The organism is Streptomyces sp. CB02056 (genome assembly GCF_001905545.1).
GTDB lineage: Bacteria > Actinomycetota > Actinomycetes > Streptomycetales > Streptomycetaceae > Kitasatospora.
In genome coordinates, this window is record NZ_LIPD01000020.1 from 24,825 (window position 1) to 47,844 (window position 23,020).

At 73.4% G+C, this 23,020-nt stretch carries 21 protein-coding genes; 18 read left to right on the top strand and 3 right to left on the bottom strand.

What is annotated here, in order from left to right:
• Nucleotides 1–15: 15 nt before the first annotated feature.
• The 9 genes from AMK13_RS36340 (at nucleotide 16) to AMK13_RS36380 (ending at nucleotide 7,938) form a co-directional block, all read left to right on the top strand.
• Nucleotides 16–441: a nuclear transport factor 2 family protein gene (locus tag AMK13_RS36340; protein ID WP_074005834.1), complete on the top strand. Its 426-nt coding sequence runs from the start codon at nucleotides 16–18 to the stop codon at nucleotides 439–441.
• A gap of 104 nt (nucleotides 442–545) precedes the next feature.
• Nucleotides 546–2,462 carry a non-ribosomal peptide synthetase gene (locus tag AMK13_RS36345; RefSeq protein WP_074005835.1) on the top strand — a complete coding sequence of 639 codons (1,917 nt, stop codon included), beginning with the start codon at nucleotides 546–548 and terminating at the stop codon, nucleotides 2,460–2,462.
• Nucleotides 2,459–3,694, top strand: a complete 1,236-nt coding sequence (locus tag AMK13_RS36350; protein WP_074005836.1) for a cytochrome P450 — start codon at nucleotides 2,459–2,461, stop codon at nucleotides 3,692–3,694. The genes AMK13_RS36345 and AMK13_RS36350 overlap by 4 nt, the downstream gene beginning before the upstream one ends.
• Nucleotides 3,695–3,752: 58 nt before the next feature.
• Nucleotides 3,753–4,511, top strand: coding sequence for a thioesterase II family protein (locus tag AMK13_RS36355; protein ID WP_074005837.1), 759 nt, complete (start codon nucleotides 3,753–3,755; stop codon nucleotides 4,509–4,511).
• 170 nt (nucleotides 4,512–4,681) lie between these two features.
• Complete coding sequence (locus AMK13_RS36360) at nucleotides 4,682–5,476, top strand: 2OG-Fe(II) oxygenase (RefSeq protein WP_079272835.1); 795 nt, start codon at nucleotides 4,682–4,684, stop codon at nucleotides 5,474–5,476.
• Between the two features lie 127 nt (nucleotides 5,477–5,603).
• Nucleotides 5,604–6,266, top strand: coding sequence for a 2OG-Fe(II) oxygenase (locus AMK13_RS36365; protein WP_074005901.1), 663 nt, complete (start codon nucleotides 5,604–5,606; stop codon nucleotides 6,264–6,266).
• Nucleotides 6,267–6,278: 12 nt separating this feature from the next.
• The gene (locus AMK13_RS36370; protein ID WP_107418957.1) at nucleotides 6,279–6,620 is read left to right on the top strand and encodes an Ada metal-binding domain-containing protein; all 342 of its coding nucleotides are present in this window, start codon (nucleotides 6,279–6,281) and stop codon (nucleotides 6,618–6,620) included.
• A complete protein-coding gene (locus AMK13_RS36375; RefSeq protein WP_107418958.1) occupies nucleotides 6,617–7,183 on the top strand; it encodes a hypothetical protein in 567 nt (188 codons plus the stop codon). The genes AMK13_RS36370 and AMK13_RS36375 overlap by 4 nt, the downstream gene beginning before the upstream one ends.
• Complete coding sequence (locus AMK13_RS36380) at nucleotides 7,180–7,938, top strand: alpha-ketoglutarate-dependent dioxygenase AlkB family protein (RefSeq protein ID WP_079272837.1); 759 nt, start codon at nucleotides 7,180–7,182, stop codon at nucleotides 7,936–7,938. Before AMK13_RS36375 ends, AMK13_RS36380 begins: the two co-directional genes overlap by 4 nt.
• On the opposite strand, the gene AMK13_RS36385 is transcribed toward AMK13_RS36380, so the two are convergent.
• Nucleotides 7,932–8,597, bottom strand: coding sequence for a LysE family translocator (locus tag AMK13_RS36385; RefSeq protein ID WP_063780371.1), 666 nt, complete (start codon nucleotides 8,595–8,597; stop codon nucleotides 7,932–7,934). The genes AMK13_RS36380 and AMK13_RS36385 overlap by 7 nt on opposite strands.
• 342 nt (nucleotides 8,598–8,939) lie before the next feature.
• Here AMK13_RS36385 and AMK13_RS36390 point away from each other — a divergent pair, with 342 nt between their 5' ends.
• The 3 genes from AMK13_RS36390 to AMK13_RS36400 all read left to right on the top strand — a co-directional run bounded on the left by AMK13_RS36390 (nucleotide 8,940) and on the right by AMK13_RS36400 (nucleotide 12,118).
• Nucleotides 8,940–10,040: an SIS domain-containing protein gene (locus AMK13_RS36390; protein ID WP_074005839.1), complete on the top strand. Its 1,101-nt coding sequence runs from the start codon at nucleotides 8,940–8,942 to the stop codon at nucleotides 10,038–10,040.
• Nucleotides 10,041–10,068: 28 nt separating this feature from the next.
• On the top strand, nucleotides 10,069–10,857 hold the full coding sequence (locus AMK13_RS36395) for an SDR family NAD(P)-dependent oxidoreductase (RefSeq protein WP_198959502.1): 789 nt from the start codon (nucleotides 10,069–10,071) through the stop codon (nucleotides 10,855–10,857).
• Between the two features lie 106 nt (nucleotides 10,858–10,963).
• Complete coding sequence (locus tag AMK13_RS36400; protein ID WP_074005840.1) at nucleotides 10,964–12,118, top strand: pyridoxal phosphate-dependent aminotransferase; 1,155 nt, start codon at nucleotides 10,964–10,966, stop codon at nucleotides 12,116–12,118.
• 343 nt (nucleotides 12,119–12,461) lie between these two features.
• On the opposite strand, the gene AMK13_RS36405 is transcribed toward AMK13_RS36400, so the two are convergent.
• A complete protein-coding gene (locus AMK13_RS36405; protein ID WP_074005841.1) occupies nucleotides 12,462–14,324 on the bottom strand; it encodes an RICIN domain-containing protein in 1,863 nt (620 codons plus the stop codon).
• A gap of 261 nt (nucleotides 14,325–14,585) precedes the next feature.
• Between AMK13_RS36405 and AMK13_RS36410 the strand changes: the two genes are divergently transcribed.
• The 5 genes from AMK13_RS36410 to AMK13_RS36430 all read left to right on the top strand — a co-directional run bounded on the left by AMK13_RS36410 (nucleotide 14,586) and on the right by AMK13_RS36430 (nucleotide 20,152).
• The gene (locus AMK13_RS36410; protein WP_074005842.1) at nucleotides 14,586–15,041 is read left to right on the top strand and encodes a hypothetical protein; all 456 of its coding nucleotides are present in this window, start codon (nucleotides 14,586–14,588) and stop codon (nucleotides 15,039–15,041) included.
• Nucleotides 15,042–15,285: 244 nt separating this feature from the next.
• Entirely contained in the window at nucleotides 15,286–15,741 is a 456-nt protein-coding gene (locus tag AMK13_RS36415) for a hypothetical protein (RefSeq protein WP_074005843.1), read from the top strand.
• A gap of 178 nt (nucleotides 15,742–15,919) precedes the next feature.
• Nucleotides 15,920–16,108, top strand: coding sequence for a hypothetical protein (locus AMK13_RS36420; RefSeq protein WP_074005844.1), 189 nt, complete (start codon nucleotides 15,920–15,922; stop codon nucleotides 16,106–16,108).
• Nucleotides 16,105–18,705, top strand: coding sequence for an ABC transporter permease (locus tag AMK13_RS36425; RefSeq protein ID WP_074005845.1), 2,601 nt, complete (start codon nucleotides 16,105–16,107; stop codon nucleotides 18,703–18,705). The genes AMK13_RS36420 and AMK13_RS36425 overlap by 4 nt, the downstream gene beginning before the upstream one ends.
• Before the next feature lie 295 nt (nucleotides 18,706–19,000).
• Nucleotides 19,001–20,152 (top strand): cytochrome P450, encoded by a 1,152-nt coding sequence (locus AMK13_RS36430; RefSeq protein ID WP_241853186.1) that lies wholly within the window; start codon nucleotides 19,001–19,003, stop codon nucleotides 20,150–20,152.
• Between the two features lie 184 nt (nucleotides 20,153–20,336).
• Here AMK13_RS36430 and AMK13_RS36435 read toward each other — a convergent pair whose 3' ends face one another.
• On the bottom strand, nucleotides 20,337–21,521 hold the full coding sequence (locus AMK13_RS36435) for a macrolide family glycosyltransferase (RefSeq protein WP_107418960.1): 1,185 nt from the start codon (nucleotides 21,519–21,521) through the stop codon (nucleotides 20,337–20,339).
• 441 nt (nucleotides 21,522–21,962) lie between these two features.
• Here AMK13_RS36435 and AMK13_RS36440 point away from each other — a divergent pair, with 441 nt between their 5' ends.
• Nucleotides 21,963–22,997 carry a 3-oxoacyl-ACP synthase III family protein gene (locus AMK13_RS36440; protein ID WP_074005848.1) on the top strand — a complete coding sequence of 345 codons (1,035 nt, stop codon included), beginning with the start codon at nucleotides 21,963–21,965 and terminating at the stop codon, nucleotides 22,995–22,997.
• Nucleotides 22,998–23,020: the final 23 nt, after the last annotated feature.

Here is a 23,020-nt window from a genome sequence, read left to right on the forward strand (position 1 = left end):
GGAAGCACCTTCGGCATGGTCCACACCCCCTCCCAGCCCGACGACACCCCGGCACCGCCCGCGACACCGGAAGCACCGACCGCCGTAGCGCCGGCGGAGTCCCAGGTCCGCCGGTACTACCGGCTGGTCGACGCCGGCGACGTGCCCGCGCTGGTCGCCCTGTTCACCCCCGACGCCCGCTACCACCGCCCCGGGTACCCGCCCATGGTCGGGCACGCCGCACTGGAGCGCTTCTACCGCGACCAGCGGGTGATCCGCTCCGGCACCCACACCCTGGCCACCGTGGTCACCACCGGCGGCGAGGTGGCGGTGCACGGCCTGTTCCGCGGCGTGCTGCACGACGGCGGCGAGGTCGAGCTGCGGTTCGCGGACTTCTTCCGGATGACGCCGCAGGGCCGCATCGCCGCGCGCGACACCTTCTTCCACGTGCCGGCGGTCTGAGGCGCAGCCACCACCACAGCCACAGCGGCACCGGCGGCGACCGCCTACGCGGTCGCGCGTTCACCCCCGACGGGGACACTTCAGCACAGGAAAGCGGGAAGCAGTTGACCCAGACGGTCCTCACCTCCGACATCCCGGCGTTCGTCGGCAGCGGACGGCCACCGTTCGACGCCCGGGCGATCCACGAGCTGGTCGCCGAACAGGCCGTGCGGGCCCCGCACGCGCCCGCCGTCACCTGCGACGGACGGACCCTGACCTACCGGCAGCTCGACGACCGCGCCAACCGGCTCGCCGGGCGGCTGCGGGAGGCCGGACTGGCGCCGGAGGGCGTCGTCGGCGTGCTGGTGCCGCGGTCGCCGGAGCTGATCGTGGCCCTGCTCGCCGTCCTCATCGCGGGCGGGGCGTACCTCGGGCTCGAACCGGACGACCCGGCCGCCCGCCACGCGCTGCTGCTCGAAGACGCCGGCGCGGCCATGGTGATCACCGAGGAGGCCGCGGGGCCCGAGCTGCGGGAGCGGCTGCCCCACGCCGTCGTCACGGTGACGGAGGGCGACCCGGCGCAGGAGCCGGCCACCGCGCCGGCGGCCCCGGCCCGCCCCGGCGACCCGGACCGGCTCGCCTACGTCAGCTACACCTCCGGCTCCACCGGCGAGCCCAAGGGCGTCGGCGTGCCCCACCGGGCGGTCGACCGGCTCGTCCGGGGTGCGGACTGGGTGGACGTCCGCGCCGAGGACGTCTTCTTCCACCTCGCGCCGGTCGCGTTCGACGCCTCCACCTTCGAGATCTGGACCCCGCTCGTCAACGGCTGCCGGCTGGTCCTCTTCCCCCCGGTTGCCATCACCCTGGAGCACGTGGCGCGCGTCGTCCGCGCCGAGCGCGTGACGGTCCTGCTGCTGACCACCGGGCTCCTCCACCAGATGGTGAGCTCCCACCCGGAGGCGTTCGCCGACGTCCGGCACGTCCTCACCGGGGGCGACGTGGCCTCGCCTGGCCACGTCCAGCACCTCCTGGCCCGCTACCCGGAGCTGCTCTTCACCAACGGCTACGGGCCGACCGAGAACACCACGTACACGACCTGCTGGACCAGCAGCACCCTCCCCGAGCTGCGGAGCGTGCCGATCGGCCGCCCGATCAGCGGCACCAGGGTCGCCGTGCTCGACGAGGACCTCAGGCCGGTGCCCGTCGGCGAGTGCGGGGAGCTGTACGTGGCCGGGGCGGGCCTGGCCCGCGGCTACCTGGGCCGCCCGGCCGCGACCGCCGAACGGTTCCTGCCCGACCCGTTCGGCACCGAGCCCGGCGCCCGGATGTACCGGACCGGCGACCTCGTGCGCTGGCTGCCGGACGGCACGCTGGAGTTCGTCGGACGCGCGGACGACCAGGTCAAGGTCCAGGGCTACCGCGCCGAACCGCGCGCCGTCGAGGTCGAGTTGGAGCGGCTCCCCGGCGTGCGGCACGCGGTCGTGCTGCCGCAGCCCGACCCGGCGGGCGGCACCCGGCTGCTGGCCTACGTCGTGCCCGCGGAACCCGGCCCGGAGGGCAACGCCGACCTCGGGCGGCGGTTGCGCCACGACCTGCGGGAGAGCCTGCCGGACTACCTGATCCCCTGGGCGATCCTGGTCCGTCCCGAGCTGCCGGTGAACCGCAACGGCAAGATCGACCGCCGGGCCCTGCCCACCGCCACCCGGGTCCCGCGCAACGTGCCCAACGAGTTCGTCCCGCCCGTCACCGAGGTGCAGACCCGACTGGCCGACCTGTGGGGCGACGTCCTCGGCATCGAACCGGTCGGCGTCGACGACGACTTCTTCGACCTCGGCGGACACTCCCTGCTGGCCACCGACCTCCTGGTCGCCACCCAGCGCGAGTTCGACGTGGACCTCCCCGCGCAGACCCTCTACATGTCGCCGACCGTCGCCGAGCTGGCGACGGCCCTCAGCGAGCGGCTGGGGACGGCGGGTCCGGAGGGCCGGGCCGATGCGCCAGGCGGCCCGGCCGACGCGGCGGGGGAGGAGCGGCCCCGATGACGACGGTCCCCCCGACCGCGCGCTGCCCGGTCCTCGCCCCGCAGCCGGTCGACCTGATCGACCCCGACCTCTACCACGCGGGCGGGGCGCACGAGGCCTGGCGACGGCTGCGCCGCGAGGCCCCGGTGAGCTGGCAACCGGTCGGCGACATCGGCTACTGGTCGGTCGTCGGCCACGCCGAGGCCAACCGGGTCCTGCGCGACCACGCCACGTTCACCTCCGAACAGGGCACCCTGCTCAACCTCCTCGGCAAGGGCGACCCCGCCGGCGGCCGCCAGATGGCCGCGACCGACCCGCCCCGGCACGCCCACCTGCGCGGCCCGCTCCAGCAGGCCCTGTCGATCAAGACGGTGGAGAACGACCGGGAGGCCATCCGCCGGGTCGTCGTCGACCTGCTCCGGCCGCTGGCCGACGGCGGCCCGTACGACTTCGCCGCCGCCATGGCCACCCTGCCGATGGCGGTGATCGGCACCATGATGGCGCTGCCGCAACAGGACTGGCCGCGGCTGGTCCGGCTCGCCCACGCCTGCATCGCCGCGGACGACCCCGAGTTCCAGCTCGCCGACGGGCCCCAGGCCACCCTGGTGACCGCCCACCGCGAACTGTTCGCCTACTTCCAGGACCTCGTCACCGAGCGCCGGCGCGCACCGGGCGACGACCTGGTCAGCGTGCTGCTCACGATGGAACTGGACGGACGCCGGCTGTCGCCGGGCGAGATCGTCTCCAACTGCTACAGCCTGCTGCTCGGTGCGACCGTCACCACCGCCCAGCCGCCGATCGCGGCGATGGCCGAACTGGCCGGCACCCCGGTCCTGGACGACTGGGCGGCCCACCCGGAGCTGCTCGGCAGCGGCGTGGAGGAGGCCCTGCGCTGGGCCTCGCCGACCCAGCACTTCATGCGCCACACCACCCGCGACGTCGAGGTCCGGGGCGTGCCGATCCCCGCGGGGGACGCGGTCGTCGTCTGGCTGGCCTCGGCCAACCGCGACGAGACCGTGTTCGCCGACCCGTACACCTTCGACATCCGACGGCGCCCCAACAAGCACATCGCCTTCGGCGTCGGCGCGCACTACTGCATCGGCCACACCGTCGCACGGGTCGCGCTGCGGATCCTGTTCGCCGAACTGCTCGGCCGGTTCACGGACTTCGAACTCGCCGGGGCGCCGCGACGGATGCGCTCGAACGTCATCGCGGGCTTCACCCACCTGCCGGTCACCGCGCGGACCCGGTAGGGCCCGGCACTCTCACCGCAGCCGAACCAGAGAAGAAACCCCACACGGAAGGTCATCAGTGGACGCTCCGACGGCCCGTACCCGCAACAAGTGGTTCCTGCGCGAGCCGTCGCCGGTGGCACCGGCGCGGCTGTTCTGCCTGCCCTACTCCGGCTGCGGTGCCAGCATGTACCGCCAGTGGCCGTCCTCGGTCGACGGCGTCGAGGTCTGCCCCGTGCAGCTGCCCGGCCGGGAGAACCGGATGCGCGAGCCCGCCCACACCACCTACCAGGCGCTGGCCGACGACCTCTGCGAGGCGCTGCGCCCCTACCTGGACCGGCCCTACGCCCTGTTCGGCCACTGCGGCTCCGCGCTGGCGGCCTACGAGACCGCCGTACGGCTGGTCCAGCGGGGCTACCCCGCCCCGACCCGGCTGTTCGTCTCCTCCGAGGTCGCGCCGCAGGACGGCCCCTACGGCCGCTTCCTCGGCATGAACGACGACGAGCTGGCAGACGAACTGCGCGGGCTCGTCGCGGAGTTGGGCGGCACGCTGGAACCGAGCCTGCTCGCGCTCTACCTCGGCGTGCTGCGCAACGACGTCGACATGAACAAGCGCTACCACGTGGCCGAGCCGGTCCGGCTGCCGTGCCCGGTCACCGCCATCGGCTGGACCGAGGACACGGGCATCGAGCCGTCCCTGATGACCGGCTGGCCGGCCTGCGGCGACACCACCTTCGAACTCCTGGAAGGAGGCCACTACCGCTTCATCGAGGCGCCGGCGGACCTGCTGGCGCTGCTGGTCGCGGACCTGGCGCCCACCCGCTCCCGCACGTCCTGACGGCGGACCCGTCCGACCTCGGACGCGGCGCCCGACGCGACGTCCGAATGCCGCCAGCACACGGACCCTTCCACGGGTGACGATCGGGACAGCCCGACCGCACGCCGGCCACGGCCCGCCTTCCCGCGGGCCGTGCGCCTGCTCGCCCCCGCCCGTCGAAGGACCTCCCCGTGAACGACACCCTCTTCGCCGTTGCCGAAGCTGCCACCGCCGAACCTGACACCGCCGCGCCCGCGCCGGGCCCGGCCTCCCCGGGCCCGGCCGTCCTGCCCGCGCTCGCCCCGGTCGACTGGCAGGACGTGCGGGAGCAGCTGGACCGGGACGGGGTGGCGCTCACCGGGCCCCTGCTGTCGCCCGCCCAGTGCCGGGAGCTCGCCGACACCTTCGACGACGACGGCCTGTTCCGCTCCACCGTGGTGATGCAGCGCTACGGCTTCGGCCGCGGCACCTACCGGTACTACGCCGACCCGGCCGCCGTACCGGTCCTGGACGCGCTGCGGGAGCGGCTGTACCCGCCGCTGGCGCGGATCGCCAACCAGTGGGCGGCGCGGCTGGGCGAGCGGACCTTCCCCCTCACCCTCGCCGAGCTGCACGCCGAGTGCGCCGCCGCGGGCCAGCACCGTCCCACCCCGCTGGTCCTGCGCTACGGTCCGGGCGACCACGCCTGCCTGCACCAGGACATCTACGGCGACCTCGTCTTCCCGCTGCAGGCCACGATCATGCTGGAACGGCCCGGCGAGGACTTCACCGGCGGGGAGAACGTCTTCGTCGAACAGCGGCCCCGCTCGCAGTCCCGCGCGATCGTGGTGCGGCCGCGGCTCGGCCAGGCCCTGGTCTTCCCCGTCCAGCACCGCCCCGTCCAGGGCAGCCGCGGCTACCGGCGCCACCCGATGCGCCACGGCACCAACGCCGTCGAGTCCGGGCGCCGCACCACGCTCGGCGTGATCTTCCACAACGCCCGCTGACCACGCGCCCGCCCGCTCACCCCCAGGACACCCCGTGAACACCCTCGCCCCCGAGGCCGTCCCCGACACCGCCGCCGGCACCGTCCAGGCCGCCGTCAGCGCCCTCGACACCGCCGACTGGACCGCCCTGACCGCCGAACTCGACGCCCACGGCTGCGCCCCGACGCCCCGCCTGCTCGACCCCGCCCAGTGCCGGGAGCTCGCCGCGCTCTACGACCGGCCCGAACTGTTCCGCACCACCGTCGACATGGCCCGCCACCGCTTCGGCTCCGGCCAGTACCGCTACTTCACCCACGACCTGCCCGAACCCGTCGCCGCCCTGCGCGAGGCCCTCTACCCCCACCTGCTCACCGTCGCCCGCACCTGGGCCGACAAGCTCCGCCGCCCCGCCCCCTGGCCCGACACCCTCGCCGAGTGGACCGCCATGTGCCACGCCGCCGGCCAGGACAAGAGCTCCCAGATCCTGCTGCGCTACGGCCCCGGCGACTGGAACGCCCTGCACCGCGACGTCTTCGGCGACCTCGTCTTCCCCCTCCAGGTGGTCATCGGCCTCGACGCCCACGGCACCGACTACACCGGCGGCGAGTTCCTCCTCGTCGAACAGCGCCCCCGCGCCCAGTCCCGCGGCACCGCCACCGTCGTCCCCCAGGGCCACGGCCTGATCTTCACCACCCGCGACCGCCCCGTCCCCTCGGCCCGCGGCCACCGCGCCGGCCCCGTCCGGCACGGCGTCAGCACCGTGCGCAGCGGCCGCCGCCACACCCTCGGCCTCGTCTTCCACGACGCCTGAGGCCCCGCCGCCATGGCCGCCACCGGCACACCCGGGCCCACTGCCGACACCGCTGCGCCCACCGTCGGCACCGCCCCGGTCCCGTCCCGCCGCTACACCCTGACCGGACCCGACAACCGCCCCTACTCCAGCACCACGCCCGGCACCCTCGGCGGCCACCGCCGGGGCCGCCTCTACGGCCGCCTCGACTGCCCCTCCGCCCTGCGCACCATCGCCGCCGGCGGCTACGTGCGCCACCGCGTCTTCTTCGCCGACGAGGCCACCGCGATCGCCGCCGCCTACCGGCCCTGTTCGGTGTGCCTGCCCGAGAGGTACCGGCAGTGGAAGACCCGCCGGAAGGACCGCACCCCGTGAACCCCCGCCCCGCACCCGACCGCTCCCCGCTCCTCCCCGAACCCGGGCCGACCGCCTACGGCGACCTCCCCGCACCCGCCCCCCACACCGCCCCCGAACTCGCGGCCCTGCTGCGCCTGCTCGCCGACCACCGCCGCCCGCCCCTGCACGGCGTCGCGATCGGCCACAGCCGCGACGACGCCTCCCGCGCGGCGGCCGCCGCCTTCGCCGACGCCTGGCAGGCCGCCGGCCATGCCGTCCTGGCCGTCGTCGACTGGCCCGAACAGGCCGCCTCCTGGCTGCGGCCCGCCCACCGCCTCACCGCCCCCGAACCCGACGCCCTCGTCATCGCCGCCGCCCCGCTCGGCTGGGCCCAACTCGCCCGACGCCTGCGCCACAGCACCCCCTGGCGCCCGGACCGCACCTTCGGCTTCGCGTCCCTCGCCGAGCCGGTCGCCGCCGCGCTCGCCGGGCCCGGCGTCCTGGACGGCGTACGCGGCGCGAGCGCGGACGGCGGCACCTGGCGCATCGCCTCCGGCTGGACCGACTCCTTCCCGCCTGCCACCCCGGGCGCCGCCGCGTGACCACCACCCCCGCCCTGTTCGGCCCGCCGCCCGCCGGCTACGAGCGCCGCGAGATCGCGCCGGGCGCCGTCCACCTGCCCGGCTGGCTCACCCCCGACCGGCAGCGCGACCTCGTCGCCGCCTGCCGCGCCTGGGCCACCGGGCCCGTCCCGATCCGGCACACCCGGCTGCCGCGCGGCGGCGTCATGTCCGTACAGACCGTGTGCCTGGGCTGGCACTGGCAGCCGTACGCCTACACCCGCACCGCCGACGACGTGAACGGCCGACGGGTCGCCCGCTTCCCCGACTGGCTCGCCGACCTGGGCCGCCGGGCGGTGGCCGACGCCTACCAGGACCCCGGCCAGGGCGCCGCCTACGAACCCGACGCCGCGCTGGTCAACTTCTACGACGCCGACGCCCGGCTCGGCATGCACCAGGACAAGGACGAGCGCTCGCTCGCCCCGGTGGTCTCCTTCAGCATCGGCGACACCTGCCTCTTCCGCTTCGGCAACACCCGCACCCGCAACCGGCCCTGGACCGACCTGACCCTCGCCTCCGGCGACCTGCTCGTCTTCGGCGGCCCCTCCCGCCTCGCGTACCACGCCGTGCCGAAGATCCTCCCCGGCACCGGCGACCCCGCCGTCGGCCCCGCCCGGGGCCGCCTCAACATCACCCTGCGCGTCACCGGACTCACCGACCGCGCCCCCGAGGCGACCGGAGCGCCCCCCGCCGGGGCTGCCCCCGTCGCCTCGCCGGAGTCGGGAACGCGCTACTGACGGGCCCCCACCGCCGCCCCGAGCCCGAGCAGCGCCACCCCGGCCACCCCCGACAGCCCCCGTTGCACCTTGCGCCGCAGCAGGACGCGCTGGATCGCGCCCAGGACCGCGACCACCACGACGTACCAGGCCAGGGCCAGCAGCCAGAACAGCCCGGCCAGGAGCACGTGCTGGGAGAGCTCGGACATGCCGGGCAGCTGGAACTGCGGGAAGAGGGAGAGGTAGAAGGCGGCGACCTTCGGGTTGAGCAGATTGCTCAGCAGGCCCTGGCGGAAGTCCGCCCCGCTGTCCGGCGCCCCGCCACCGCCTCCGCGGCCGTGACCGGCGGGCTGCGCGGCCGTCGCGTCGTCAGCTCCGTCCTCGCGTCGGCCGAGGCGGATGAAGTCGATCAGGGACCGGATGCCCAGGTAGGCGAGGTACAGGGCGCCGGCGATCCGCACGGCGGTGTAGAGCACTTCGGAGCCCGTGAGCAGCGCGGTCAGGCCCGCGACGGCCGCGCCGGCGAGGACCGCGTTGCCGAGCATGATGCCCATCGCGGTCGCGGCCGCGCCCCGGCGGCCGCCCCGTGCCGCGTTCCGCAGCAGGAGCACCAGGTCGGGGCCCGGAACAACGATGATCAGAAGAGAAGCGAGTACGAACGTCAGTAGCTGCGCAGTCATACACCAATCATGGCGCGGTTGAGAAGGGTTTTGGGCAAGTTGGTGAGAACGGCCGGTTCCTCCGTGTCCCGAAGCGTGGCGGTCGTCTGCATTCAGGGGACTTGTCCGTTCGACTGCCGCCGCCGTTCTCATATTCCGTCAGAAACCCTCTCAGCATGTGAGACCGGCGAAATCGGACCATGCGGTCCCTGGTCGATTCGCAGACTTACCGATGTGAATGCCACGAGGCCTTCCGCGCTTGTTAGAGTCGAATCACCCGAAGCAACCCGGGTCTCCGGAGTTCGGTATCCGGAGTCGCACGACTTCTTCGACCCGCACGCGACCGTGATGGAGTGAGATCGCATGAAGTCCCGACTCGACCGCTACGAGGAATTCATCGAGAAGGAGTACCGGGCCGGCCTGACGAAGCCCGACGAGTACTCGCTCGACGACGTCACCCCGGACCTTCGACAGCGTCTCTCCGAAGGGAGGTTCAAGCGCATCGTCTTCACCGGAATGGGCTGCTCGGCCATCGTCTCGGATATCGTCCGCGGCTACTTCACGGAGATCGGCCTGCCCCTCGAAGTGCACGTCGTGAACGACTACGACTTCCGCTTCCTGGCCGCTCCCTCGGTCCTCGAGGACGAGGCGACCCTGTACATCATCAGCTCCTACAGCGGGCACTCGCAGGAGCCGGTCCTCGCCTACCAGCGGCTTCGCGCCGTCCGGGACCAGGTGCTCCTGCTCACCTCCGGCGGCAAACTGGCCGAGCTCGGGCGGGCGGACGGCGCCTCCATCGCCTACTGGCGGCTGCGCGAACCGGACCGCGAGTACCCGCTCTTCCACGTCTCGCAGTACTTCGCCATCCTGATGGACATGTTCCACGAATTCGGGGTGCTGAGCGACGACCACCACGCCCGGCTGGGCGAATTGGCGGGCCTGCTCGAGGCGGATTTCGAGGAGAACGGCCGCGAGGCCGCCCGTCGGATCGCCGACGCGAGCGAGGACGCGAACATCATCATGATCGCGTCCCCGAAATGGCACGAGAGCCTGCTCAAGCTGGCCAAGATGCACTTCAACGAGATGGCCATGGTTCCGACCGCCCGGAACTACTTCCACGAATTCTGCCACAGCGAGGTGGCCACGCTTTCCGACCCGGTGCGGAAGCACAGCACGGTCTGGTTCTCCGACGCGGACGACGACGAGTACACCCTCGCCAAGGGTGAGAACCTGCAGCGTCTGCTGACCGACGACCGACCGGAGAACCGGAACATCCGGTTCTCCCGGGTGCACCTTTCGGAGGGGGACTTCCTCCGGAAGTACTTCACCGCCCTCAACGTGGTGCAGCACGCGGCACTCCGCCTCGGCCGGCACCACGAGACGCGGTCGCGCGACCTCATCTCCGAATCCGCCGGAAACCCCTGGTACCACAGCACCACCATCGAGTCCGAGCTGACGGCGTAACACCCGGACGGAGAGAACGGAGAGGACTGTGGTGGCGGACATGGATGACACCAGTCCGCTGCACCTGTTCGACGTCACAGGCAAGGTGGCCCTGATCACTGGGGCCACCCGCGGGCTGGGCCAGGCCATCGCGGCCGGCCTGGCCCGCGCCGGTGCCAGAGTGATCGTCGCCGGGCGCAGCAGCGAAGCAGCAGACGCGGTCGCCGGCAAACTGGCCGTCGACGGAGGATCCGCCGTCGGTGTCGGGCTGGACGTGACGCGGGAGGCAGAGGTCGAGGACGTCCTCTCCCGTGCGGTGCGCGAACACGGCGGACTCGACATCGTCGTCAACAACGCCGGCATCATCGACAGGTTCCCGGCCGAGGACTACCCGGCCGAGACCTGGCAGCGCGTCATCGACACCAACCTGACCGGCGCGTTCCTCGTGTCACGCGCCGCCGGGAGGGCCATGCTCCGGCAGGGCAGCGGAAAGATCGTCAACATCGCATCGGTCCTGGCCCACAGCGGTGGCCGCAACGTCGTCGCCTACGCGGCGAGCAAGGGCGCGCTGGTACAGCTCACCCGATCCTGTGCGGCGGAGTGGGCCGGGCGGGGCGTCCACGTGAACGCGATCGCCGCCGGCTACTTCGAGACGGACCTGACCGCCGGTCTGCGCACGGACGCGCAGCGCAGTGCGGGCCTGCTCACCCGGGTACCCGCCGGGCGTTGGGGCAGGCCCGAGGAGCTCGTCGGGACCGTGCTGTACCTGGCCTCGGAGGCGTCCAGCTACGTCCACGGAGCCGTCATCGAGGCGGACGGTGGATGGACCGCCGCATGAACAGTCACCGCATGAACACCCACCGCATGAACAGTCAGCGCATGAACACCCACCGGGTGAACACCCACCGACCCCACGACCGGCCCGAACACGGGAGGAGGCACCGATGAAGCCGCACGCGCGGAGGCTCGACGGGTTCCGGCAGTCGACCATCAGGGCCATGACCGAGCGGTGCGTCGCCGTCGGCGGCATCAACCTCGGCCAGGGCCTGTCCCGCACGCCGCCCCCGGACGACCTGCTCGACCACGCGACCGCACACTTCGCGTCCGCCGACCACTCCTACAGCCCCGCCCACGGAGACGCCGTCCTCCGGCAGGCCGTCGCGCGGAAGCTGGCGGAGTACAACGGAGTCCACGTCGACCCGGAGCACGGGGTGGTGGCCACCATCGGTGCCACCGGCGCGTACAACGCGGCGGTACTGGCCCACCTCGACCCGGGAGACGGCCTGCTCCTGCCCGAACCCTTCTACGGCTACCACCGCACCGTGGCGGAGATCCACGGGGTCGTTCCCCAGGCGGTCAGGACGGACGCCCCCGGGTTCCGGATCGACAGGGCGGCCCTGGAGGCGGCCACGACGGACCGCACCAGGGCGATCGTGCTGTGCACACCCGGCAATCCGTCGGGCCACCGGATGCCACCGGACGAGATCGAGGAGGTGGCGCGCTTCGCAGCGGACCGGGACCTGCTGGTGATCACCGACGAGATCTACGAGCACCTCTACTACGGGGACGAACCGCACCGCTCGCCGGCGTCGTTCGACCTGCTGCGCGACCGCACGATCACGGTCTCCGGCCTCTCCAAGACCTACAGCATCCCCGGATGGCGGCTCGGCTACGCCGCCGGACCCCCGGAGCTGATCGCGCCGTTGCGCATCGCCGCCGACGCGCTCTCGGTGTGCGCCCCCACCCCGCTGCAGCAGATCGCGGCACGGGCGTTCACCCTGCCGGACTCCTTCTACGCGCGGACGCGCCAGGACTACCGCCGCAAGCGCGACCGGATCGCCGCGGCGTTCCGCGACGCGGGCCTCGCGACCAACGACCCGGAAGGCGCCTACTACCTCCTGGTGGACGGGACTCCGCTGGGCGGCGACAGCGGCGAGGTCGCGGAGACGATCCTGAGTGCCGCCGGCATCGCCACCATCCCGGCCGACGCGTTCCATCTCGGGCCGGCCCCTTATCCCTACGTCCGCGCGTGCTTCGCCCTGACCGACGCCGACATCCTCCGCGTGGAGGAGCACCTCTCCGAGGTGAAGTGGCCCTGACCGCCGCGGTCTAGCCGGCCGGCCGCCGCCCCGCCGCGGCGAGGCACCGGCGCCCGCCCGCCTCGCCGGCGCCCGCCCGCCTCGCCGGCGGCCGGCCGACAGCCGCGATCAGCACTGCCCAACGGGCCCGCCCCTGGCCGGGATTGGCGTACCTCTCCGCCCGCAGTACCGCGGACCCCGGCGTCCGGGCGGTACGCGACCGCTATCCGGCGACCCCCTCCCTGTGGGCGGTCTGCGTCCACGCCGGCGCATGGCGTGCGCCCGTCGCGCCACGGCATCCGGGCCAGCCCGCGACACCCTGCTCGTGCCGGGAAGTCCCCGTTCCCGGCCTCTGGAACGAGCCTCAGCGGCGTGAGCCGTAGCCCCAGTGGTGGTCCGGGTAGTCGCCGCACGGGTACTGCATCAGCGGGGCCTGCGGGGCGTTGCTGCCGTGGGAGACGGCGAGGCACTGGCGGCTGTTGCCGTTGACGAAGCGGATGCCGTGCGGCCACTTCTCGATCTTCCAGGCCTGCCCGGGGTTGTTCCGGCACGCCGACTGGACGACCTGGGCGGTGGCCTCGGTGCTGGAGTCCTGGACGGAGAGACAGAGGGCGCTGTTGTAGCTGACGATCCGGTAGTAGGTGTCGCCGTCGGCGTCCGTGTAGGCCTGCTGGGTCTGCCAGAAGTGGTCGGGGAAGTCCCCGCAGGGATACTGCTGGACCTGCGCGCCCTCCTCCCGGCTCCCGCCGGGCGTGGCGATGCACTGCAGGCTGTTGTTGTTCCTGATCGCCACCGATCCCGTCGGCGGGACGAGCGGGGTGCCGCCGAGGCGCCCCGGTGCCGGGAACGCGGATGCGGACGCGGAGGCGGTGGGCGCCGGGGGCGGCGCGGGTCGGTCGCCCCCGGTCGAGGCCGGAGGGCCGGTGGCTTCCGACAGCGCACGGGGCGGCTCGCCGGGAACCGTCGGACCGGGCTGCGCCGCTGCGCTCCGAACCCCCGCCGCCGGAGCCGGCCCGCCGTCCGGTGGGGGTGCGGTCGACGCGGTGGCCGGACCGTCGCCGGGGGGCCGCGCCGACGGGCTGCCCGCCGATGGCGCGGACGGTTCGGCGCTCGTGCCGGGCGTCGGCGCGGGGTCGGTACCGACCGCCAGGGGGAGCGCGCCGGAGGAGGCGGGCACCGGGCGCAGCTGTACGCCCACCAGCACGCCCGCCAGGACCAGGGCCCCGGCCAGGACCGCCGCCGCGCCGACGGCCGCGCCCGTCCTGACGGCCCGACGCCCCGGTGTCCCGGCGGGCTCGGTGGGGTAGAGCGGATCGACGGGCGGAGGGCCGTCGAACGCCGGGCCCGGCGGGAAGAGGCTGGTCGGGCGATTGTCCGTGACCGGGACCAGCTCACCGCGGACAACCGCGGGGCCGGTCGTGGCCGGGGCCATCCGGGCCACCTCCAGGTACCGGCCGGCCAGGGCCGTGCGTACCGCGAGGAGGTCCGTGTGCAGGCGCCGGAGCACGGGCAGGTGCGCCGGCACCCCGTCGGCCACCGCCGGCTCCGTACCCGGCTGTCGGCCACCGTCGGCCCCGGCCGGCGACTGCTCCTGGTCGACCAGGAGCCCCATGGCGCGTTGCTCCTGCTCCGCGGTCCGCCGTGCGTCGTACGCGCTCTCCCGGATGCGGCGCACCTCGTCCAGGCAGCGCGTCGCCTCCAACAGCCGGGCCCGCCGCTGCCCCGCATCGCCGCCGCCGGGCGGCAGCGGCGCGACGGGGGCCGGCCCGTCCGCTCCGGCGGCGCCCAGTTCACCCCGTAGCTCGGCCACGATGGCGATCAGCACGCGGATCAGTTCCTCCGCCTCCGCCACGCCGGCCTCGGCCTGCCGTTGCGCCTGCCTGGCCAGATCCAGTGCCTGCCGCGCGTCCGACCGCCCCGCCGCGGGCGACGGGAGTCCCCTGGCCGCCAGGCCGGCCCGTTCGTGCAGCTGACCGGCCCGGGCCAGGAGCACCGCCTGGGCCCGGGGGTCCGTCACGCGGTCGTGGATCAGCTGCCGGAGCAGGTGCCACGGGATGTCCTTCTCCGCGGAGCGGTACTCGCTCCAGCTGGTCCTGCCGGCCGGGTACCGGCGCGCGAGTTCGCGGACGGTGAGCCCGGAGGTCACCTCCCGCACCAGCCCGGCCAGGTCGTTCGCCTGCTCGGTCTCGCCCTTGAACCGCCCCTGTGGGCGTCCGGCGCTCCCCATTCCCTGCCCCCTGCCGTGTCCGTGGTCAATCCGGGTTGTCCGCTGTTCACCTGGGCCGCGGCCGAGTCTTGTAGATGGACAATCAAATACGCCCGCACTGTGGGAACTCCACCGGGTCTTCGGACAACTTGTCGCAGCCCGCCTGCGACGGGACACGCAGTCCGGGACCTCCGGTGCCGGAGCCGGGGCTGCGCCGTCCCGCGGCGGCGGTCACCCGACGGCCCCGGACCTTGGCAACCACCGCACTCGAAGGAGTTCCCGATGATCAGGAAGCACCTCGCGACGGTCCTCGCGGCCACCGTCCTCGCCGGAGGCTTCGTCGGCCTCTCCGCCGGCGCGGCCCACGCCTCCGCCCGGGTCAACAAGTGCGGGAGTGCGTACGACTTCAAGTGGAGCTGGGACATCACCGACAACTCCAGCGCGGCTCCGGTGGTCGGCTTCATCGACATCTACTACAACAGCGGGAACGGGTACAACTGTGCGATCGCCCGCGGGCGCGACGCGGCCGTCACCGGTCACCACGAGATCTACGTCGCGATACGGCGCTCCGGAACGGACGGCTGGATCGAGAACGGTGCCGGCAGCAACTACACCCAGTACGCGGGCCCGGTCTACGCGTATGCCAAGGGGGCCTGCATCGACTTCGTCGGTGGGCTGAAGTACAACGAGTTCACGGGGCAAGGGGGTTCGGGCTACGGTTCCAAGCACTGCGGCTGAACCATCGCCGGGCGGCAGGGCCCGTTCGAGCGGGCCGGGCGCCGCCCTCTGACGGGCGCCGGGGAGTCCGCACCACGAACCCCGAGCGCCGCGACCGGGCGGCCGACCGACGACAACGGGGGCGGTCGGCCGCCCGACGTACCACCCGGCGGCGACGCGATCCAGCAACGCACCACCCGCCGCCGGCAGTTCCGTGCGGATCGCGGAAGCGGTCCGCGAACCCCGGCCCTCGAAGGAGTTCTCGATGATCAGGAAGCGTCTCGCGACGGTCCTCGCGGCCACCGTCCTCGCCGGAGGCCTGGTCGGCCTCTCCGCCGGCGCGGCCCACGCCTCCGCCCGGGTCAACAAGTGCGGGAGCGCGTACGACTTCAAGCGGAGCTGGGAGATCAACGACATCCACAACGTGGCCGCGGTGGTCGGCTTCATCGACATCTACTACAACAGCGGAAACGGGTACAACTGCGCGATCGCCCGCGGCAACGACGCGGTCGTCAGCGGCCAGCACGAGATCTTCGTCGAGATACGGCGCTCCCGCGACAGCACCTGGATCAAGGACGGTGTCGGCAGCAACTACACCCAGTACGCGGGCCCGGTCTACGCGTACGCCAAGGGGGCTTGCATCGACTTCATCGGGGGGCTGAAGTACAACGAGTTCTCCGGCACCGGTGACACCGGCTACAGCTTCGAGCACTGCGGCTGAGCCGTGGCCGGGCGGCAAGGCCCGCTGGAGCCGGTCCGGCCCGCCCGAGGCCCGCGCGCGTCGGGTGGGGTTATCCCCACCCCGCGCACGCCGGTCGCCACCATGGTTCGTGCCCACCCGCCGTTCCTAGCCTGGACCCCGTCGCTGACGGACACGATCCACGAGGGATGGCAGCACCATGGCAGCCCGCCACCACCGCCCGGAGTACGAACCGCCCGAGCCTCACGCCCCCGCCCGCCCCGCGATCGGACCGCGCGCGGTGCGGCGCGGCCACGGGCGCGGCGGCGAGACGGTGCACGCGGTGCGCGGGGTCGACCTCGCGCCGGGCCGCGACAGCTCCACCGCCGTGTCGGGGGCGGCGGCATGAGCAACGGACTCGCGCGCGCCTCGGTGCGCTTCCGGCCGCCTTCCTTCGCGGGGACCTTCGTCGCCCTGCTGTTCGGCGCGGCGGTCATCATGGGCTGCGGCACCCTGTTGCAGACCGGCGTCACCGCGAACGTGCCCCCGGTGCGCTACGCGCAGGCGCCGGTCGTCGTCGCGGCCGGTCCGGACATCGGGATCGTCCGCAAGGTCAACAAGAAGGAGAAGGCCGTCGACCGGCCGGTGCCCGACCGGCCCCGGGTGGACGCGGCCCTGGCCCAGCGCATCGCCGCCCTGCCCGGTGTCGCGGCGGCCCGTCCCGACACCGCCTTCCCGATCCAACCGGGTCCGGCCGCACCCGGCCTGACCGGGCGTGGGTACGCGGCGCTCGGCATCGCCGGCGGCGCGGACACCCTGGTCGAGGGCCGCGCCCCCGGCCCGGACGAGGTGGTCCTGGACGCCGCCACCGCACGGGACGCCCGGCTGGCACCCGGCGCGAGCCTCACCCTGGTCGCACCCGGCGGCAGCGGCACCTACCGGATCTCCGGCCTGGCCGCGCCGCAGAACGCCGGCCCGACGGCCTGGTTCGCCGACGCGGTGGCCGGGCAGCTCTCCGGTCACCCCGGCCGGGTGGACGCCATCGCCGTCCAGCCGAGCGAGGGCGTCGGCGCCGAGGACCTCGCCCGCCAGCTCCGCGAGGCCCTGCGCGACACCGCCGGCCCGCGGGCCTCCGGGGCGTCGCCCACCGGGATCAGGGTGGTCACCGGCGAGGACCGCGGCTCCGTCGAGCAGCCTGGGCTCGGGCAGAGCCGGACGCTGCTGATCGCGATCGGCGGATCCTTCGGCGGCACCGCCACCATGACGGCCGTCTTCGTGGTGGTGTCCACCGTCGCCCTGGCCGTCGGTCAGCGGGCCCGCGAGTTCGCCCTGCTGCGCGCCGTCGGCGCGACCCCCCGCCAGATCCGCCGTACGGTCGCCACCGAGGCGATGCTGGTGGCACCCCTCGCCGGCCTGCTCGGCCTCGTCCCGGGCGTGGCGCTGGCCCGCTGGTGGTTCGACGGACTGGTCTCCCGCGGCGCCGTCCCCGAGGGCGTCGAACTGGACGTCGGAGCGGTCCCCGCGCTCGTCGCCGTCGCCACCTGCTCGCTGGCCGCGCTGGCCGCCGGCTACCTCGCCGCGCACCGTCCCTCCCGCCTGCGCCCCGGCCAGGCACTCGGAGAGGCCTCGGTGCCGGCCGGACGGGCGGGCGTGGTGCGGGCCCTCCTCGGTCTGGCGGCGGTCGTGGGCGGCGTCGTGCTGGCCGCCGTCGCCGCCGGCCTGAGCGGTGAGAACGCCGCCAACACCGCGCTCGGCGTGGTCATGTGCTTCCTGGTGGCCACCGCCCTGCTCGGCCCCTGGGTGGCCCGGGTCGCCGCCGGGGTGCTCGGCCTGCCGCTGCGGGCGGGCGTGGGCGGCACCGCCGGATCGCTGGCCGCCGACAACGCCCGGGCCGACGCCCGCCGGCTGACCTCCGCGATCACACCCATCGTGATGGTCAGCGCCTTCTGCGGCACCATGCTGTTCATCCAGAGCAGCGTCGGGCACGCCACCGGCGAACAGCTGCGTGCCGGGGTCGTCGCCGACCACGTGCTCGGCTCCACCGGTCGCGGCCTGCCCGCCGCCACCGCCGAACGGGCCGCCGAAGTGCCCGGCGTCGAAGCCGCCGTGGGCGTGCTGCGCACCGGAGCCGTCTACCGCTCCGACGGGAAGCTCCGCTCCGCCAACGCCCTCGGCGTGTCCGGCGATCCGGCGAGGCTGCCCCGGGTCCTCGACCTGGGCGTGCGCAGCGGCTCGCTCGCCGACCTCGCCCGGGGCACGGACACCGTCGCCCTCGACGCGGCCCTCGCCGACAGGCTCGGCCACAGCGTCGGCGACCGCGCCTCCTTCTGGCTCGGCGACGGCACCCAGACACAGCTGACGGTCGTCGCCACCTACGAACGCGGCCTCGGCTTCGGGCAGTTGATCCTGCCCCGGGCCGCCGTCGCCGCACACGCCGCCGTCGCCTACGACAGCCAGGTGCTCGTCGCGGACGCACCCGGAGCCGACCGCGCGGACGTCGCCGCCCGGCTGGCGAAGCTCCCCGCCGAGGCCTCCACCACCGGGGCCGCCACGGTCGTCGGGCTCACGGTGGCCGACCGCGCCGGGTACGTCGCGCAGACCGACCGCAGGCGCGAGGCCGGCGACTGGGCGAACTCCGTGATGGCGGCCGTCCTCGGCGGCTTCGCCGCGATCACCGCCGCCAACACCCTGGTGATGACCGTCCTGGACCGCGGCCGCGAGGTGGCCCTGCTCCGCCTCACCGGCGCCACCCGCCGCCAGATACGCGGCATGATGCGCTGGGAGGCCCTGCTGGTGGCCGTGACCGGGCTGCTGCTCGGCGGCCTGATCGCCTGGATCACCCTGGTCCCGATCGCCCGGGGCCTCGCCGACGCCCCGCCGTACGTCCCGCCCGGCACCGCCCTGCCGCTGGCCGCCGCGGCCGTGGTCCTCTGCCTCGCCGCGACGGCCCTGCCGACCCGCGCCCTGCTGCGCTCCCGCCCGCTCGCGGCGAGCGGCCGGCGGTAGGTGGACAGGGGTAGGGGAACCGTCGGATCGGGGGCGGGACGCCCGGCCGCCTGCCGCCGGACGGGTGAACCCTGCGCGGGCCGGTTGGCGCCCCGGCTGCCGCTTCGCCACCATGACGTCCGCGAACCACCGTGCCCGTCCGTCCGACGCCGACGGCGGGCGGTGACCCGCCCGAGAGCCGCCGGTGCCTGCCGACCGCACCGCAGCCATCCGACGATCCCAGGGGGAACCGTTGCCCCAGACCGAGAACCTCACAATCACTGTCCCCGGAGCACGGCTGGTCCCGATGCACCGCATGGAGCTGCCGTCCGTGGGGCCGCCGCGCCGTGAGCAGCTGCCGAACGGCACTCCGATCTGGCTGGTCACGCGCTACGACGACGTCCGCCGGGCTCTCGTGGACGCCCGGTTCAAGCGGTCGCTGCTGTTCGCCCCGGACGCGCCGCCGCTGAGTGACACGCCCAATCTGGGCAGCGACCGGGACTCGATGTTCCACAAGGACGGGATCGAGCACCACCGGATGCGCCGCGTCTTCCAACGGGCGTTCACCCCCGGCGCGATCGAGCGGTCGCGTCCGTGGGTGACCTCCGTGGTCGACCGGCTGCTGGACGACCTCGTGCGGCACGGGGCCCCGGCCGATCTGGTCACCGGGTACACCAGGCCGCTGCCGAGCGCGGTGATCGCCAGGATGATGGACCTCCCCGGCGAGGACCTCGGACGCGTCCGGGACTGGACCGAACTCGCCTTCGCCACCGCCGACCGCGACCCCGCCGAAGTCAGCCGCGCGATGCGGGAGTTCACCGCGTACGTGGCCAGGCTGCTCGCCGGCCGTCGGCGCGCACCCGGCGACGACCTGGTCAGCGCCATCGTCCGGGCCGCGGACCGCGAGGGTGAGGTGTCCGATCGCCAACTGGTCAACCTGGTGTGCGGACTGCTCGTCGCCGGACACGAGACCAGCATGACCACGCTGGCCAACGCGGTGCTCTACCTGCTCGCCGAACGCCCCGACGCCTGGAGGCGCATCGGCTCGGACGAGGCGGCGGCCGCCCTGGCGGCGGAGCGGCTGCTGCACACCATCCCCCTGGGCGCCAACAGGGAACGCCCCGGAAGCCTCCTTCGTACCGCCGAGGAGGTCGAGCTGGGCGGCGTGACCATCGGCGCCGGCGACATCGTCGCGGCCGACCGCACCACCGCCAGCCGGGACCCGGGCGTTTTCCCACCCGATTCCCTCAGCCGGCTGTTCGACCCGCTGGAAGCCGGCACCCTGGCCTTCGGCGCCGGTCCCCACTTCTGCCCCGGCGCGTGGCTGGCCCGCCTCCAGATGCGAATCGCCCTCCACCGTCTCGCCGCCCGCCTGCCCGGCCTGCGCCTCACCCTGCCGACCACCGGGATCGAATGGCGGCTGGGCACCTCCACCCGCAGCCCCCTGCACCTGCCCGCCACCTGGTGACGGACCGGCCTGGTGCCGGACCGGCCGCCACCGATGCTCCGGGACAGCCGTCCTCGTGAACACCGGTGTCCCGGAGTCCAGGCGGTCGCCGTCGACGGAGACGGCGACGACCGGTCCACACAGCTCTTGACGATCACGCGGTGGCCGCACCCGCTTCCGGTGAGGGCGACGCAGGAGCGCAGAGTCACACGGAGTGCTGACGGAGGTACTGCTCGATCACGTCGGCGCCGCGTGTGACTCCACCGCTTCGCAGGATGGCTTGGCGCATTCCCGCAAGGCTGACGCGTACTGCCGGGTCTGAGGCGACCCTGTCGATCGCCGCCCGCAGTGCTTCGGCGCTCACCATGTCGGCGTCCAGGCATTCGCCGAGCCCGAGTTCCCCCAGGCGCCCGGCGTTGGCAGCCTGCTCGGGTGTCCGCGGGACGGCGACGAGGCCGACCTCGTAATGCAGCGCCTCCATAACGGAGTTAATCCCGGCGTGCGATACGAAGGCGGTGGCATGGCGGAGTACCGCCAGTTGCGGGAACCGCGACCGGACGTCCACCCGGCTCGGGATGGCGCCGAGTACGGCGGCATCCGTATCGCCCACGGTCATCGCCAGCTGCCAGGGCCCGTCGGCGATGGCGTCGATGCAGGCGCGGTAGAACTCCGGGCGACCGTTGAAGACGGTGCCCAGTGAGACATACAGCAGTGGCGCGTCGGGGTCGGGCGGCGACCAGTGCTCGGTCTGCTCGCGACTGCCCATCGAGGGGCCGACGAAGTGAAAACGTTCGTCGAAGCTGTCAGCGGCCGGCTGGAACTCTCGCGGGACGAACACGAGGTTGAGCCCGTCCGCCATCGTCATGGTGTCGGCGACACCGAGCGGGACGCCGTACTCGGTGGAGAAGGCCTCACAGTCAGCGGCGAGCAAGGCCATCGCCGGATCGCCGGTGTCGAGCCCCGCGGTCAACTGCCGGTCCAGTGAGTACGCCTCGTTCGAGGCGAGGTGAGGGAAGCACTGCACGGCGGGGATCCCCAGCCTCCTGGCGATGGTCCGGGCAGGCCAGTTCGTCGTGTCGTAACAGATTGCGTCCACCGGCTCCGAGGCACAGTACTTCTGCAACACCGGGTAGGTCGCGCGCATCGCCGCGAAGTAGTGGCGTAACCAGCCGGCCACGGCCTCTGGGCCGATCTTCGATGGTGGTGTGAACGGCTCCAGCGGCGGCAGTTCCAACCAGCGTGCGCCGGCACTGGTGACCGCGGCGGCGTGGCCTGCTCCGGTGGCGTAGTCCACCTGGTGCCCGCGCCGTACGAGTTCCTCGACCAACGGCACCATTGGATTGATGTGTCCATGTCCGGCTAGAGTCATGAAGAGTAACTTCTTCAGCACGGGGACACCCTGGCAGCACCAGCGCCGCAACGCCATCGAGATTCGCGACTCGCCGCAGCCACCGGCGGCGATGATGCCCGGGCCGCCGTCGAGCCCCGCAGTTCGACGTCCTCACCGCCGGCGACCCCCGATACGCCGTTGGATCGGTCATCCGCGCTCTTTTCGTACGACTTTTCGGAGTGGACGGTCAATTGCGAGAGCGGCGTATTCATCTTTCCTGCGCGGATCCATTTCAGGAATCCGGTCGATAGCACATCACGGCGGCTGGATGTCAATTCGTCGGCGGCTTCGTCACGCTTACGGATTACCACGAGACATCTGGCCCCGATGTTTCGTGGAACGATGCGACGGTACTGAAAAATGACGGACCGGCAGGGGAAGGAAAAGAACCATGGGAGCCTCTCGCGGCGGACCGATCGAATCCGGGCGGAGCACCCTGCTGTGACCGTCACCGTGGAGCAGACGCTGCACCACCAGACCGGCGCCGGCCTGCCCGTGCCGTTCGCCGTCGCCGGGACGGGGGTGCACCTGCCGCCGGCCGTCGTCACCAACCAGGAGCTCACCCGCACCCTGGACACCAGTGACGAGTGGATCACCAGCCGCACCGGGATCCGTGAGCGCCGGCGGCTGGCCCCGGACCTGGCGACCTCCGACATGTGCGTCGCCGCGGCCCACCCGGCCCTGGAGGCCGCCGGGGTCGGGCCTGCCCAGCTAGACGCGGTCGTCGTCGCCTCCTACACCGGGGACCAGCCGCTCCTGTCGACCGCATTGATCGTCAAGGACGCCCTCGGTGCCCACCGCGCCCTGTCCCTGGACGTCACCCAGGCGGCCTGTGCCTCCGGCGTCCAGGCCATGCTGATCGCCGCCCACCTCCTGCAGAACCCCTCCATCAGCACCGTCCTGCTGCTCGCGGCCGACTGCGCCTCCAGGGTCACCGATCCGACCGACCGCACCGCCGGGGTGTTCTTCGGAGACGCGGCGGCGGCCGTGGTGCTCGCCCGCACCGACGAGGCCGGAGCGGGCCTGCTCTCCTACGACCTGGGATCCCAGCTCTCCTACGGCGTCCAGATCCCCGCCGGGGGCTCCCGGCTGCCCACCACCGCGGCCACCGTCGCCGCCGGGGAGCACTACCTGCGGATGGACGGCCGTGCCGTCTGGAACACCGCCACCGCCCGCCTGCCCGAGAGCATCGCGAGCGCCGCACACCGGGCCGGTGTGCCGGTTGACCGGATCCGGCACTTCTTCCTGCACCAGGCCAACCTGAACATCCTCACCGAGACCATGACCGCCCTGGGCGTTCCCCGCGAGCGCGTCCCCGTCACGGTCGAGCGGCTGGGCAACACCGGGTCGGCCGGGCTGTTCACCGCGCTCCACGCCACCGTGGCCGAAGGCGCCCTGCTCCCGGGGGACACCTATGTGCTGTCCGGGATCGGTGCGGGATTCCAGTGGGGAACCCTCTGCCTCCGGCACGCCTGACCGGCCGACACGTCTGACCGGCC